Annotated in this window: 12 protein-coding genes; 5 read left to right on the top strand and 7 right to left on the bottom strand. The window is 65.1% G+C overall.

Features of this window, described 5'->3' with window-relative positions; genetic code table 11:
* The first annotated feature begins 41 nt into the window (after positions 1 to 41).
* Both ACO07J_RS12505 and ACO07J_RS12500 read left to right on the top strand, forming a co-directional pair.
* Entirely contained in the window at positions 42 to 1,850 is a 1,809-nt protein-coding gene (locus ACO07J_RS12505; protein WP_422029316.1) for a PHA/PHB synthase family protein, read from the top strand.
* Between the two features lie 146 nt (positions 1,851 to 1,996).
* A complete protein-coding gene (locus ACO07J_RS12500; RefSeq protein WP_422029314.1) occupies positions 1,997 to 2,446 on the top strand; it encodes a phasin, PhaP in 450 nt (149 codons plus the stop codon).
* A gap of 113 nt (positions 2,447 to 2,559) precedes the next feature.
* Here ACO07J_RS12500 and ACO07J_RS12495 read toward each other — a convergent pair whose 3' ends face one another.
* Complete coding sequence (locus tag ACO07J_RS12495) at positions 2,560 to 2,916, bottom strand: hypothetical protein (RefSeq protein WP_422029312.1); 357 nt, start codon at positions 2,914 to 2,916, stop codon at positions 2,560 to 2,562.
* 540 nt (positions 2,917 to 3,456) lie between these two features.
* Here ACO07J_RS12495 and ACO07J_RS12490 point away from each other — a divergent pair.
* The 3 genes from ACO07J_RS12490 to ACO07J_RS12480 all read left to right on the top strand — a co-directional run bounded on the left by ACO07J_RS12490 (position 3,457) and on the right by ACO07J_RS12480 (position 5,536).
* On the top strand, positions 3,457 to 3,780 hold the full coding sequence (locus ACO07J_RS12490; RefSeq protein ID WP_422029310.1) for a DUF2004 domain-containing protein: 324 nt from the start codon (positions 3,457 to 3,459) through the stop codon (positions 3,778 to 3,780).
* A gap of 214 nt (positions 3,781 to 3,994) precedes the next feature.
* Positions 3,995 to 4,555: a polyhydroxyalkanoate synthesis repressor PhaR gene (phaR, locus tag ACO07J_RS12485; protein WP_422029308.1), complete on the top strand. Its 561-nt coding sequence runs from the start codon at positions 3,995 to 3,997 to the stop codon at positions 4,553 to 4,555.
* A 15-nt stretch (positions 4,556 to 4,570) separates the two neighbouring features.
* Complete coding sequence (locus ACO07J_RS12480; RefSeq protein WP_350081038.1) at positions 4,571 to 5,536, top strand: LysR family transcriptional regulator; 966 nt, start codon at positions 4,571 to 4,573, stop codon at positions 5,534 to 5,536.
* Here ACO07J_RS12480 and ACO07J_RS12475 read toward each other — a convergent pair.
* From ACO07J_RS12475 to ACO07J_RS12450, 6 genes are all read right to left on the bottom strand, one after another.
* Entirely contained in the window at positions 5,533 to 6,444 is a 912-nt protein-coding gene (locus ACO07J_RS12475; RefSeq protein WP_422029305.1) for an aminotransferase class IV, read from the bottom strand. The genes ACO07J_RS12480 and ACO07J_RS12475 overlap by 4 nt on opposite strands.
* 31 nt (positions 6,445 to 6,475) lie before the next feature.
* A complete protein-coding gene (locus ACO07J_RS12470) occupies positions 6,476 to 7,687 on the bottom strand; it encodes a DegT/DnrJ/EryC1/StrS family aminotransferase (protein WP_422029303.1) in 1,212 nt (403 codons plus the stop codon).
* A 140-nt stretch (positions 7,688 to 7,827) separates the two neighbouring features.
* Entirely contained in the window at positions 7,828 to 9,132 is a 1,305-nt protein-coding gene (locus ACO07J_RS12465; protein ID WP_422029301.1) for an NAD(P)/FAD-dependent oxidoreductase, read from the bottom strand.
* 47 nt (positions 9,133 to 9,179) lie between these two features.
* Complete coding sequence (locus ACO07J_RS12460; RefSeq protein WP_422029299.1) at positions 9,180 to 10,538, bottom strand: glutamine synthetase family protein; 1,359 nt, start codon at positions 10,536 to 10,538, stop codon at positions 9,180 to 9,182.
* Positions 10,539 to 10,541: 3 nt separating this feature from the next.
* Entirely contained in the window at positions 10,542 to 11,219 is a 678-nt protein-coding gene (locus tag ACO07J_RS12455) for a type 1 glutamine amidotransferase (RefSeq protein WP_422029297.1), read from the bottom strand.
* Between the two features lie 63 nt (positions 11,220 to 11,282).
* On the bottom strand, positions 11,283 to 12,599 hold the full coding sequence (locus tag ACO07J_RS12450) for a glutamine synthetase family protein (protein ID WP_422029295.1): 1,317 nt from the start codon (positions 12,597 to 12,599) through the stop codon (positions 11,283 to 11,285).
* Positions 12,600 to 12,778: the final 179 nt, after the last annotated feature.

Genomic DNA, 12,778 nt, shown 5'->3' with positions numbered 1-12,778 from the left:
CGATATGCTGCATAGCAGAAACTTACGAGGGATTCGCCAAGATGGCAACGCAAGAGGATGTGACGGGACAAAATCTCGACAGGCTCAACCAGAACCTCGAGCGTGTGGAGGAGCTTTCGCAGCGCCTTGTGCAGGCGCTGGCCTCGCGCCGGCCGCCCAACCCCAGCCTGAACGGCCCGTCGCAGGAGCTGTTCACCAAGGCCGCCACGTCCTACTGGCAGGAAATGTTCGAGAATCCGGGGAAGATCTACGAGCAGCAGCTGGAATACTGGGGCAAGTCGGTGCGCCATTTCCTCGAGGCGCAGCAGGCGCTGGCGCAGGGCAAGGTGGCCCATGACGAGGGCGAGGCGGCCGATGACCCGCTGAAGGGGGACAAGCGGTTTTCCAACCCGTTGTGGGAGACGCACCCCTATTTCCACTACGTCAAACAGCAATACGCGCTGAACAAGCAGGCCGTCGAGCAGGCGGTGGCCGATCTCGACGACATGGAGCCGAAGGAGAAGCGGCGGCTGGAGTATTTCTCGCGCCAGATCATCGACATGATGAGCCCGACGAATTTCCTTGGCACCAACCCGGACGCGCTGGAAAAGGCGGTGGCGACGGAGGGGGAGAGCCTTGTGAAGGGGCTCGAGAACCTGGTGGCCGACCTGGAGGCGAACCACGGCGAGATGGTCGTGCGGCTGGCCGACGAGAGCGCCTTCGAGCTGGGCGAGAACATCGCCACGACACCGGGCGAGGTGGTTTACCGGAACCGGATGATGGAGCTGATCCAGTATGCGCCGGCGACCGAGGAGGTCTATGCCACGCCGCTCATCATCTTTCCGCCGTGGATCAACAAGTTCTACATCCTCGACCTGAAGACCCAGAACAGCCTGATCAAGTGGATCACCGAGCAGGGGTACACGCTGTTCGTGGTGTCCTGGGTCAACCCGGATGCGAGCTTTGCCGACACGGGCATGGACGAGTATGTCGAGGACGGGTTCCTGGCCGCGCTGCGGGAGGTCAAGGCGATCACCGGGCAGAAGCAGGTCAACGCGGTGGGCTACTGCATCGCCGGGACGACGCTGCACATGGTGCTGTCGCTGCTGAAGAAGCGGGGGGACAAATCGATCAAGTCGGCGACCTTCTTTACCGCGCTCACCGATTTCGGCGAGCAGGGGGAGTTCACGCCGTTCCTGCAAGACGATTTCATCGACGGGATCGAGCAGGAGGTGGCGGCGCAGGGCTTGATGCGGTCGTTCATCATGTCGCGGACGATGTCGTTCCTGCGGTCGAACGACCTTGTCTATACGCCCGCCGTCAAGAGCTACATGATGGGGGAGACGCCGCCGGCCTTCGATCTGCTCTACTGGAACGGGGACGGGTCGAACCTGCCCGGGAAGATGGCGATGCAGTACCTGCGGGGCCTCTGCCAGCGGAACGAGTTCGTGACCAACGGCTTTCCCCTGCTGGGGGAGACGGTGCATGTGAGCGATGTCGACGTGCCGATCACCGCCGTCACCTGCCAGAGCGACCATATCGCCGCGTGGAAGGATTGCTTTCGCGGGTTCCGGCAGACCGGGTCGAAGGACCGGACGTTCATATTGTCGGAATCGGGGCATATCGCCGGGATCGTGAACCCGCCGTCGAAGAAGAAATACGGCCATTACACCAACGACGATCACACCGGGACGGCCGAGGCATGGCTGGAGGGGGCCACCTATCACGAGGGGTCGTGGTGGCCGCTGTGGGAGAAATGGCTGCGGAAGCGGTCGGGGAAGAAGGTTGCCGCACGGGAACCCGGCGATTCGGAGCATCCGCCGCTGGCGCCGGCGCCGGGGACATATGTGCGGAAGAAGGCAAGTCTCTGACGCGCCTTGGCTTTTGCCGGTTCATGACGGTTTTGCTGCACTGCAGAAAAAATGCTTGAAATGCTGCAGTGCAGCACGTATATAGGTTGCAGACGCAGAAAGCCCGGGACGGTTCCGGGAGCACAGCAAACCAAGGACCAAGACCAATGGCAAAAGCACAAGACTTCAACACGATGATGAAAGACATGATGGGGTCTTTCCCCGTGGACACCAAGGCGATGGAAGACGCCTTCAAGAATCAGGCTGCCCTGAACGAGAAACTGTCGGGCGTGGCCCTGACCGCCGCCGAGAAATCGGCCGAGATCTCGAGCAAGTGGACCAAGGAAACCCTGTCGAAACTGGCAGAAGTCTCCAAGGCGAAAACCGAGCCGGCCGACTATGCCAAGGCGATGACCGATTTCGCATCGGCCAATGCCGAAGTGGCCGCCGAGAACATGGCCGCTTTCGCTGAAGTCGCCAAGAAAGTTCAGATGGACACCGTCGAGCTTCTGATGGCTGCCGGCAAGGACATGCAGGAAGAAACCACGAAGGCCGTCAAGAAGGCGACCGACGACATGTCCGCAGCCACCAAGAAAGCCACGGCTGCAGCCAAGTAAGGCGCATTGATTTCATACCCTAATCCTCCCAGTTGGGTATGATCAGGAAGGGCGGGCCGCAAGGCTCGCCCTTTGTTTTTGTGTGGGGGGATTGAAGCCGTTCATAAGTCACATCACCAACGGAATTTTCGAAACTTTTGGGGGATCATGCTGAACAACGTGTCATGGAAAGCCCTGAAGCGCTTGCCGTCCGGGTCATGTATGTAATGACGAACGCAGTATTCATTGGATCCGTTGAAACCCTCTATCACCCAATTGGTCCCGTCCTGGACCTCGCGCCTGTCAACGGGCTGGTTGCAGAGGTTCAACTCTTCGTACCGGTCGCGTAGCGTCTGCGCCTCCGCCTCCGAAAGGGACTGCTCGAACTCGTCGGCCACGCCTGTTCTGCCATCGCCCGACCCGGTCGCAGGTGCATTCGAGGCTTTGAAGATCAGGACGTGACCGCTTGCCCGCTTGTCCAGGCGGAACAAATAGTTGATGCGACGGCTTCGCCGCTGGGGCTTACGAAAAGGCGGAAGACGGGGTTGCGATCCGGGTAATCGGTCAGTCGCCCTTCTTTCATGCTTCTCAGTTGGTTCGAAAACCCTTCATTGGAGGAGTATTCGCCTTTGACCCCGTGATCGGGGCGGTGGAACGTCCCGACAGGAAAATAGAGAGCGTCGACGTTTCCGGGCGCTATCTGGCACCCGGCCAGAAGGAGAACGGTGGCCGGGAGTATCCATCCAAGAAATCTCACGGGCGTTACCTCCGTTTCTCGACTTTGATGGAGTAAAAGACACGCAGTCTCAGGGTCGGGTGTCAACTCAACTCCTTCCGGACCTTCGCTGCGGCGCAGCTGAATCCACGGCAGCACGGGGTGGCTTAGTCCTGCAGTTCCGGCAGTGAGGAGCCGCGCATCGGCGGGGCGTGGTGTGGCCCGGTTACGAAGCCACGGCGCACGGGGTGCTTGTTTGCCCTGCCGCAAAGAGCATAGTCTTCCTACGATCTGTAGCGGCGGCGAGGAGGGCATCATGACAGATGAAGAAAAACGGGAAAAGGCGCGGTCGGCGATCCGTTCTTTGCTTGGCAGACCTGAAGGCGAAGACAGCGTGACGCTGTTTGTCGAGCATCATCTCGACGAACTCGATGCCGACTATTTTTCGAACACGTTCGGAACGTCCTCGCCCGACGCATCCCGGATTGTTGATTCACTCGTATTGGTGGGCTCGTGGAGCGAGGAAGACGACGGAAACAACAATGTGTTCGACTTCAGCCTTCCCGGGAAGGTGACCGATCATGTTCTGTCGGTGCGGTTTTCGGGTGATGACGTCGCCGACGTATCCATGGAAAGCTGAGCTTGCCGCATTGCCGACGGACCGACGCACAACAAGTGTCGGGAACAGTTTCGGGGACTGCTGGCCCGGAGGTGGGGCTGGCGGGCTTCGTCCTGAATTCCGCGCGGGGGCCTGTGTCGATGTCTGTTAAGGCCACGCCGAAAGGCCAGCCCTTTCATTTTGAAATGCGCCGGTCTAAGCTTCGCTGCAGTGCTGCATCTTGGGAGAACGCGCCGTGGCCGAATCCGAAAAACCATTGCTGATCAAACGGTACGCGAGCCGCAGGCTCTATAATACCGAGACGTCGGATTACGTGACGCTGGAGGATATCGCCGAGTTCATCCGCGATGGCCGCGACGTTCAGATCATCGACCTGAAATCGGGCGACGACCTGACCCGGCAGTACCTGTTGCAGATCATCGCCGAGCATGAGAGCCGGGGCGAGAACGTGCTGCCGATCAACGTGCTGAACGACCTTGTCCGCAGCTATACCACGCAGGCCACGTCGATGGTGCCGGAGTTCCTGGCGGCCAGTTTCGACATGCTGCGCGAGGGGCAGTCGCAGATGATGGAGAACATGACCAAGGCCAACCCGCTGGCGGGGATGCCGGGGATGGAGGCGATGCGGGCGCAGCAGGCCGCTTTCCTGAAGGCGATGACCGGGCAGATGAAGATGCCGGGGATGCCGTCGGCGCCGGTGGCGGGGGGCGACGAGGACGACAGTTCGGAAGACCTCGACGAGATCAAGAAGCAGCTCGCCGACCTGCAGGACAAGCTGTCGAAAATGGGCAAGTAGCGCGGGGCCCCGATCATGGTCGACAGCCCCGGACGGATCACCCTGTGGGGCATCGAGGTGTTCATGGCCACGGCCGACGAACGCTCGATTTCCGCCGCTGCCAAGCGGCTGGGGGCCAGCCCCTCGGCGGTGAGCCAGCAACTGACCAACCTTGAAAGCGCGGTGGGGGCGACCCTGTTGCAGCGCAACGCGCGGCCCGTGCGGCTGACGCCCGCCGGGGAGATCCTGAAGCGGCGGGCGCAGGTGATCCTGAACGAGGCGGCGCAGGCGCGGGCGGAGTTGGCGATGTCGGACCTGTCGCTGTTGACGCGGTTCCGGCTGGGGATGATCGAGGATTTCGAGGCGGACGTGACGCCGCAATTGCTGACCCACATGGCGGCGGAGCTGAAGGGGTGTCAGTTCCTGCTGGAGACGGGGGCGAGCCATTACCTGTACGAGCTGCTGGATTCCCGCGCGCTGGACGTGATCGTAGCCGCCGAGCTGGGGGCCGAGGATGACTGGGTCGAGGTGCATCCGCTGTTGCGGGAGGGGTTCCTCGTGGCCGCGCCGAAGGGGGTGGTCGACCCGGGCAAGGACGTGCTGCGGCAGCTGAAGCGGCTGCCGTTGGTGCAGTATACGCAGCGGCATTACATGGGGCGGCTGCTGACGGCGCACCTGGCGCGGCAGAATATCAGCCTGCCGCACCGGTTCGAGCTGGACAGCTATCACGCGATCTGTGCGCTGGTGGGCCAGGGGGCGGGGTGGACCATCCTGACGCCGCTGGCGCTGATGCGGGCGCGGCGGTTCGCGGATCAGCTCGACGTGATGGAACTGCCGATGGAGCCCCTGTCGCGGACGATCAGCCTGACGGCGCGGAAGGGGATACTGCAGGACATGCCCGGCCGGGTGGCCGAGACGCTGCGGCCGATCCTGCGCAAGAGCGTGGTGGAGCCGGCGCTGGCGCGGTATCCGTTTTTGCAGGATGCGCTGACGGTGATCTAGGTCGCGTCGTAGGTGACCTCGGTGCGGTAGGCCGGGTCTTTCAGCCGATCGAAATAGCGTGCGCGCAGGCTTGTGCCGGTGGGGCCGGGGCGGCCGTTGCCGAAGCTGCGGTCGTTGATCTGCGCCACCGGGACGACGCCGCCGCCGGAGGTGGAGAGGAAGACCTCGTCGGCCTGTAGGAGCTCGGCAATGGGGAGGGGGCGTTCCTCGGTTTTCAGGCCGGCCTCTCGGGCGAGTTCCAGAACGGTGCGGCGGGTGATGCCTTGGAGGACGCCGCGGTCGGGGGTGGTGACGGTATCGCCTTTCAGCGCGAAGATGTTGAAGCCCGGCCCTTCGGTGACGTTGCCCGCGTGATCGGCGAGGACCACATTGTCGAGCCCCTGGTCCTTGGCGGCGAAGAGCCCTTGGGTGAAGTCGCCCCAGTGGTAGTTCTTGGCGCGGGGGTCGACGCTGTCCTTGGGGATGCGGCGGATGTCGTCGGGGAGGAGGAGGCGCGCGCCGGCCTCGGCCACTTCAGGCGTCAGGACATGCACGTAAGGCACGCACCAGGCGTAGAAGTGGTTGGCGCAGTCGCGGGGGTCGCGGCTGCCGGGGATGAGGGGCGCACCGCGGGCGGCGACCATGGCGCAATAGGCGGCGCGCAGGCCGGAGCGGGCGACCATGGCGTTGAGCGCCGCTTCGATCTCGGGGCTGGAGAGGCCGACATCCATGCGGCAAGCCTGCATCGATTGCTCGAACCGGTCGAGGTAGTCGGGGAGACGGAAGAACGCGCCTTCCCACACCGGGACCACGTCATAGGTGACGTCGGAATGGGTCAGGGCCCAGTCGGTGACGCCGATCGTGGCCTCGGCGATGGGGAGGATTTGGCCGCGGATCCAGGCCGCGCCGTCGGAGTAATCGGTGCTCATGCCGGCATGAGAGGGCGGGGCGCGCCTTGGGTCAAGTGCCGTAGGCGCGATCCTCGCCCATCACGTCCTGCGCGGCCAGCAGCAGCGCGTCGGCGATCACGTCGAGCTCTGCCCTGGTCAGCCGGGCGGGGAGGCGCGCGTCGCAGGCTTTCATCAGCATGGCGCGGGTTTTCGGCAGGTCGGGGCGGTCGCCCGGCAGGAACTGCCAGTTCCAGAAGGCGCGGGCGTTGTCAGTCGACAGGCCGAAGACCTGCACCTTGACACCCCGGTCGGCGGCGGCGGCGGCGAAGGCGCGGGTTTCGTCCTCGGTCAGGTTCACGGTGTTGAACTGGATCGAGTCGGGGGCGCGGTCTTCGGGGGCGAGCTTGTCCGGCACCTGGAGCCAGGGGGAGGTATTGAGGCGGGCCGCGACATAGTCGTGGTTGGCGCGGCCGTCGCGGACGCGGCGGGCAATCTCGGCCAGCTGCGGGCGGATGATGGCGGCGGAGAGGTTGTTCATCCGCAGGTTATAGAGGGGCAGCTGGTTCTGCCAGCGGGCGAAGGCGGCATCGAGCGCGGCATCGGCGCCGGTCATGTGCTTGGCCCAGTTGTGTTCGTAGGCACCCGACATGATCACGGCCCGCGCCACGAGGTCGGCATCGTCGGTGATCAGGATCCCGCCCTCGCCGGCATTGACCAGCTTGTAGGACTGGAAGCTGAAACAGCCGACGCGGCCCAGCGTGCCGATATTGCGGCCGTGCCAGGTGGTGCCCAGCGAGTGGGCGGCATCCTCGACCACGGGGATATCGCGGGCGTCGCAGAGCCGCATGATCGCGTCCATGTCGGAGGTGTGGCCGCGCATGTGGCTGATGATGACGGCGCTGATGTCGTCGTCGAGCCGGGCTTCGAAATCGGCCATGTCGATGCGATAATTGTCGCCCACCTCGCAGAGGACGGGGATGCAATCGGCGTGGATGACCGAGGAGGGCACGGCGGCGAAGGTGAAGGCCGGGATCAGGACGCGGGCGTCGCGCGGCAGGGCGAGGGCCTTCAGCGAGAGGAAGAGGGCCGCCGAACAGCTGCTGACGGCGAGGGCGTACTTGGAGCCCATATGCGCCGCGAAATCCCGTTCCAGCAGGGTGACGGGGGCGTTTTCCGGGGCGGTGTAGCGGAAGAGATCGCCCGACTGGAGCATCTGCTCGATCTCGGCGCGGGCGGCTTCGGGAATGGGCTCGGCGTCGTAGACGTTGGGGGGCAGGGTCATGTCTTCGGGTTTCCTGAAACTGGTCTTCGGCTTTTCCGAAACTCCTACACCATGCCGGCCCGGCGCCAAAGCAAAATTTTTGCAACGGCCCGCCGGGGGCGGGACCGTGCCGGAATTGCCGATGTTTCAGGGAGTTGGCCTCAGATGCCGAGCCGGTCGCGGAGGGAAAACCAGGTCATCGCCAGCACCAGCAGCGGCGAGCGCAGGGCGGTGCCGCCGGGGAAGGGGGTGGTGGGGATGCGGGCCATGGTGTCGAAGCCTGCCGCATCGCCGGCGATGGCGTCGGCCATCAGCTTGCCGGCCTGCGTGGCGTTGCCGACGCCGTGGCCGGAATAGCCCGAGGCCGTCAGGATGTTGGGGGCGACGCGGGCGAGGTAGGGCAGGCGCTTCATGGTGATGGCCAGCGTGCCGCCCCAGGCGTGGTCGATGCGGATATCGTGCAGGTGCGGGAAGATCTCGGTCATCGGTTTGCGCACCTTGGCGGCGATGTCGGCGGGGAAGCGGTAGCCATAGCTTTCGCCGCCGCCGAAGAGCAGGCGGTTGTCGTGGCTGAGGCGGAAGTAGTTGACCACGAACTTGGTGTCGGCCACGGCCACGTCGCGCGTCAGCACGCGGGCGGCGTCGTCGCCCAGCGGTTCGGTGGCGGCGATGAAGTTGTTGATCGGCATGACGCGGGAAGCGACCTTGCCGTTGAGCCCGCCGAGATAGCCGTTGCAGGCGAGGATCACGTGATCGGCGGTGACGGTGCCCTTGGCCGTGGTGAGTTTCGCGGGGCTGCCTTCGGCGATCTGCTGCACCTCGGTGCGCTCAAAGATGCGGACGCCCGCCTTGTGCGCGGCGCGGGCCAGCCCAAGGGCGTAAGCCAGCGGGTGCAGGTGCGCGGCGGTCATGTCGAGCGTGCCGCCCACGTATTTCGGTGAGGGGCAGAGGGCCTGCGCGGCGGCGCGGTCGAGCTTCTCTAGATGGGGGTAGTCGTAGCGTTCGGCCAGCATGTCGGCATAGGCGTGTTCCTCCTCGACCTCGCGGTTGGAGAAGGCCATGTGGGCGATGCCGGGTTTCAGGTGGCAGTCGATATCGTGCTTTGAAATCAGCGACTTGACCAGTGCCTTGGCGTCCTCCGCCAGTGCCCAGAGCTTTGCCGCATCGTCTCGGCCCACCTGTTTCTCGACGAAGTGCTGATCCATCCGCTGGCCGCTGCCGAGCTGGCCGCCGTTGCGGCCCGACGCGCCGAAGCCCACGCGGTGCGCCTCGAGCAGGACCACGTCGAGCCCTTGCTCGGCCAGGTGCAGTGCCGCCGACAGGCCGGTATAGCCCGCGCCCACGACACAGACATCGGCGCGCGTGTCGCCGTCGAGGGGCGCGAAGGGCTCCAGCGGGTCCACCGTGGCGGCGTACCAGCTTGGCGGGTATTCGCCCGGACGGTCGTTGGCGTAGAGCAGGTTCATGCTTTCACTTTTCCCCAAATACTCACTGCGCGCCGCCTGCCACCGGATCAGACGTTGAGGAGGAGATGCTCGCGCTCCCACGGGCTGATGACCTGCAGAAATTCCTCGTACTCGGCGCGTTTCACGATCGAGTAGACGCGGGCGAAATCCGGCCCGATGATCTCGTGCAGCGCCTCGGCCTCTTCGAAGACGTCGAGCGCGTTGCCGAGCACGTCGGGGATGTCGGACTCGCCGGCATAGGCGTCGCCGCGGAATTGCGGGTCGGGGCGGACCTCTTCCATCAGGCCCAGAAGGCCGGAGGCGAGCGAGGCCGCGATCCCGAGATAGGGGTTGCAGTCCATCCCGGCGAGGCGGTTCTCGATGCGCCGCGCCTCGGGGGGCGACAGGGGCACGCGGATGCCGGTGGTGCGGTTGTCGCGGGCCCAGGCGAGGTTGATGGGGGCGGCGTGATCCTTGACGTAGCGGCGGTAGGAATTGACGTAAGGTGCAAGGATGGCGATGGCCGAGGGCAGGTGTTTCTGCAGGCCGCCGATGAAGTGGTAGAAGGCGTCGGTTTCGCCGCCCTGGGGGCCGACGAAGACGTTCTTGCCGGTGTCGATATCCATGATGGAGTGGTGGATATGCATGGCGCTGCCAGGTTCGTCCTCGATCGGCTTGGCCATGAAGGTGGCGAAGCAGTCGTGGCGGATGGCGGCCTCGCGGATCAGGCGCTTGAAGTAGAACACCTCGTCGGCGAGCTTGACCGGGTCGCCGTGGCGGAGGTTGATCTCGAGCTGGCCGGCGCCGCCTTCCTGGGTGATGCCGTCGATCTCGAAGCCCTGCGCCTCGGCGAAGTCGTAGATGTCGTCGATCACCGGGCCGAACTCGTCGACGGCGGTCATGGAATAGGCCTGGCGCGCGGCGGCGGGGCGGCCGGAGCGGCCCATCATCGGCTCGATCGCCTTGGCCGGGTCGAGGTTGCGGGCGACGAGGTAGAATTCCATTTCCGGGGCCACGACGGGTTCGAGCCCCTGCTTGCGGTAGAGCTCGACCACGCGTTTGAGCACGTTGCGCGGCGAGAAGGGGATCGGGGCGTTGTCGCGGTCATAGGCGTCGTGGATCACCTGAAGCGTCCAGTCGCCGGTCCAGGGCGCGGCGGTGGCGGTGGACATGTCCGGCTTCAGGATCATGTCACGCTCGATGAAGCCCTCGTCGCCCGCCGCTTCGCCCCAGTCGCCGGTGATGGTCTGGAAGAAGATCGAATCGGGCAAGTGGAAGTGCTTCTGCCGGGTGAATTTCGAGGCCGGCACGGCCTTGCCGCGGGCGATGCCGGGCAGGTCGGAGATGATGCATTCCACCTCGTCGAGGCGCCGGCCCTCGAGATAGGCCTGCGCGGCCTCGGGCAGTTTCGCGGTCCAGTCGGCCATGTCTCAGGCTCCCTTCTTGAAGAACGCCGCCATGCGGTCGGCGAAGCGGGCGGCATCGGTGGGGGCGTCGAGCCCCCGGCTGGCGCCCTCGAGCAGGTCGTCGGGGACGACGCCCTTGCCGCGCAGGCGGATCAGGTCGTCGACGACGTCGGGGCCGAATTCCGGGTGCGGCTGGATGGTCAGGATGCGGTCGCCATAGACCATGGCGGCATTGGCGCAGAAGTCGGATTTGCCAATGACTTCGGCGTCTTGCGGGAGTTCGACGACCTGATCCTGGTGCCAGGCGTTGAGCGCGAGGGTTTCGCCGTCGAGCGTGTACTCGGTGCGCCCGACCGACCAGCCGCCGGGGTACTTGATCACCTTGCCGCCAAGGGCCTGGGCGATGATCTGGTGGCCGAAGCAGACGCCGATCATCGGGCGGCCGTCGGCATAGACGGCGCGGATGAATTCCTCGAGCGGGGGGATCCAGGGGTGGTCTTCGTAGGCCCCGTGCTTGGAGCCGGTGATGAGCCAGCCGTCGCAGGCGTCCGGTGCCTCGGGGTATTCTTCATCGACGACGTTGTAGGTTGCGAACGTGAAGCCGTGCCCGGCCAGAAGGCGGGCGAACATCGCGTCGTAATCCCCCGTCCGTTCCAGGAGTTCCGGAACGGCGTGGCCGGTCATCAGGATGCCGATTTTCATCTCTCACCTGTAATTTGATCAAATTAAGGATAGCGCAGCAGGCCACCCCTGGGCAAGCCCCGACTACACCGTTCCGAGATAGGTTTTCCAGTGTTGCGATTCCGGGATATCCGACATCAGCCGCACCTCCTGGCGCTTGGTCATGCAGAGGTTGCGGATCAGCCCCCTGGGGAAGGTACGGGCGATGTAGGGGTCGGCCTCGAACAGGTCGATGGCGGTCTCCCAGTCGGGGGCGAGCTGGGGCAGGTCCTGGTCGTAGGCGTTGCCGGTGATCGGGTCAGGGGGCGTGAGGGCGTCGTCGACGCCGGTGATGGCGGCGCCGAGGATGGCGGCGAACATGAGGTAGGGGTTGATGTCGCCGCCCGCGACGCGGTGTTCGATGCGCCGCGCCGCAGGCGCGCCGCCGGGGATGCGGAGCGCCGCCGTGCGGTTCTCGTAGGCCCAGCAGACGGAGGTGGGGGCATGGGCGCCGGGCACGAGGCGGGTGTAGCTGTTGGCGTGCGGCGCGAAGATGAGGGTGCTGGCGGGCATGGCCTGAAGGCAGCCCGCGACGGCGGAGAGCAGGGTGGCCGAGCCTTCGGGGCCGCCATTGTCGAAGACGTTGTTGCCGTCGGCGTCGAGGACGGAGAAATGCATGTGCATCCCGTTGCCGGCGTCGTCGTCGAAGGGTTTGGCCATGAAGGTGGCGGCCATGCCGTGGCGGCGGGCGAGGCCGCGGATGAGCGCCTTGAAGAGCCAGGTGTCGTCGGCGGCGCGCAGCGCGTCCTGGTGGTTCAGGGTGACCTCGAACTGGCCCAGCCCGCATTCGCTGGTGGTGGTCTGGGCCGGGATGCCCATGGCGGCGCAGCCGTCGTAGAGGGCCGAGAGGAAGGCGTCGAACGCGTCCATGTGGGTGAGCGACAGGATGCCCGGCGCGCCGGTGCGGCGGCCGGTCTGGGGGTTGCGGACGGGGCGGAGGGATTTGCCGCTGTCGTCGACGAGGGTGAATTCGAGCTCGGTGGCCGCCATGACCTGCCAGCCGCGGGCGGCGTAACGGTCGAGAACGGTCACGAGGGCGTGGCGCGGGTCGCCGTCGAAGGCGCGGCCGTCGTCGTGGTACATCGACATCGGAACGAGCGGCTGGGGCGTGTCGAGCCAGGGCAGGGGCACCGGCCCGCGGCCGCTGGGGCGGAGGATGCCGTCGGCGTCGCCGGTCTCGAACACCAGGGGCGAGTCGTCGATATCTGCGCCGAATATGTCGAGATTCAGGGCCGATAGCGGCATCCGCACCGTGCCGTCATCCAGCTTCCCCGCATAGCTTCCGGGCACACGTTTGCCGCGCATCTGACCGTTGAGGTCACAGGCGGCGACCCGGATCGTCTGGTACTCTGCTAGCTCCATGAGGGAGGCTCCGTTCATCATGTCGGGGCCAATCTAAAGCTATTGCCGGGGGTCTGCCAAGATAATTTGATCAAAAAATTTCGGGGCGGGAAACGGCTGTTTCGCGACGTCGGTATCACGTCGGTATTTTGTCGGTATTACGTCGGTGCCAGCGCCGGTGGGGCGCTGGCATCCGGGTC

This window comes from Roseovarius sp. (assembly GCF_965228755.1).
Lineage (GTDB): Bacteria > Pseudomonadota > Alphaproteobacteria > Rhodobacterales > Rhodobacteraceae > Roseovarius.
The sequence above is the reverse complement of the archived record's forward strand: the minus strand, read 5'-3'. Positions and strand labels throughout refer to the sequence as shown.

Coding starts and splice junctions, on each gene's coding strand:
- ACO07J_RS12505 (WP_422029316.1), top strand. CDS start 42: ATGGCAACGCAAGAGGATGTGACGGGACAAAATCTCGACAGGCTCAAC.
- ACO07J_RS12500 (WP_422029314.1), top strand. CDS start 1,997: ATGGCAAAAGCACAAGACTTCAACACGATGATGAAAGACATGATGGGG.
- ACO07J_RS12490 (WP_422029310.1), top strand. CDS start 3,457: ATGACAGATGAAGAAAAACGGGAAAAGGCGCGGTCGGCGATCCGTTCT.
- ACO07J_RS12480 (WP_350081038.1), top strand. CDS start 4,571: ATGGTCGACAGCCCCGGACGGATCACCCTGTGGGGCATCGAGGTGTTC.
- ACO07J_RS12475 (WP_422029305.1), bottom strand. CDS start 6,444: ATGAGCACCGATTACTCCGACGGCGCGGCCTGGATCCGCGGCCAAATC.
- ACO07J_RS12470 (WP_422029303.1), bottom strand. CDS start 7,687: ATGACCCTGCCCCCCAACGTCTACGACGCCGAGCCCATTCCCGAAGCC.
- ACO07J_RS12465 (WP_422029301.1), bottom strand. CDS start 9,132: ATGAACCTGCTCTACGCCAACGACCGTCCGGGCGAATACCCGCCAAGC.
- ACO07J_RS12460 (WP_422029299.1), bottom strand. CDS start 10,538: ATGGCCGACTGGACCGCGAAACTGCCCGAGGCCGCGCAGGCCTATCTC.
- ACO07J_RS12455 (WP_422029297.1), bottom strand. CDS start 11,219: ATGAAAATCGGCATCCTGATGACCGGCCACGCCGTTCCGGAACTCCTG.
- ACO07J_RS12450 (WP_422029295.1), bottom strand. CDS start 12,599: ATGGAGCTAGCAGAGTACCAGACGATCCGGGTCGCCGCCTGTGACCTC.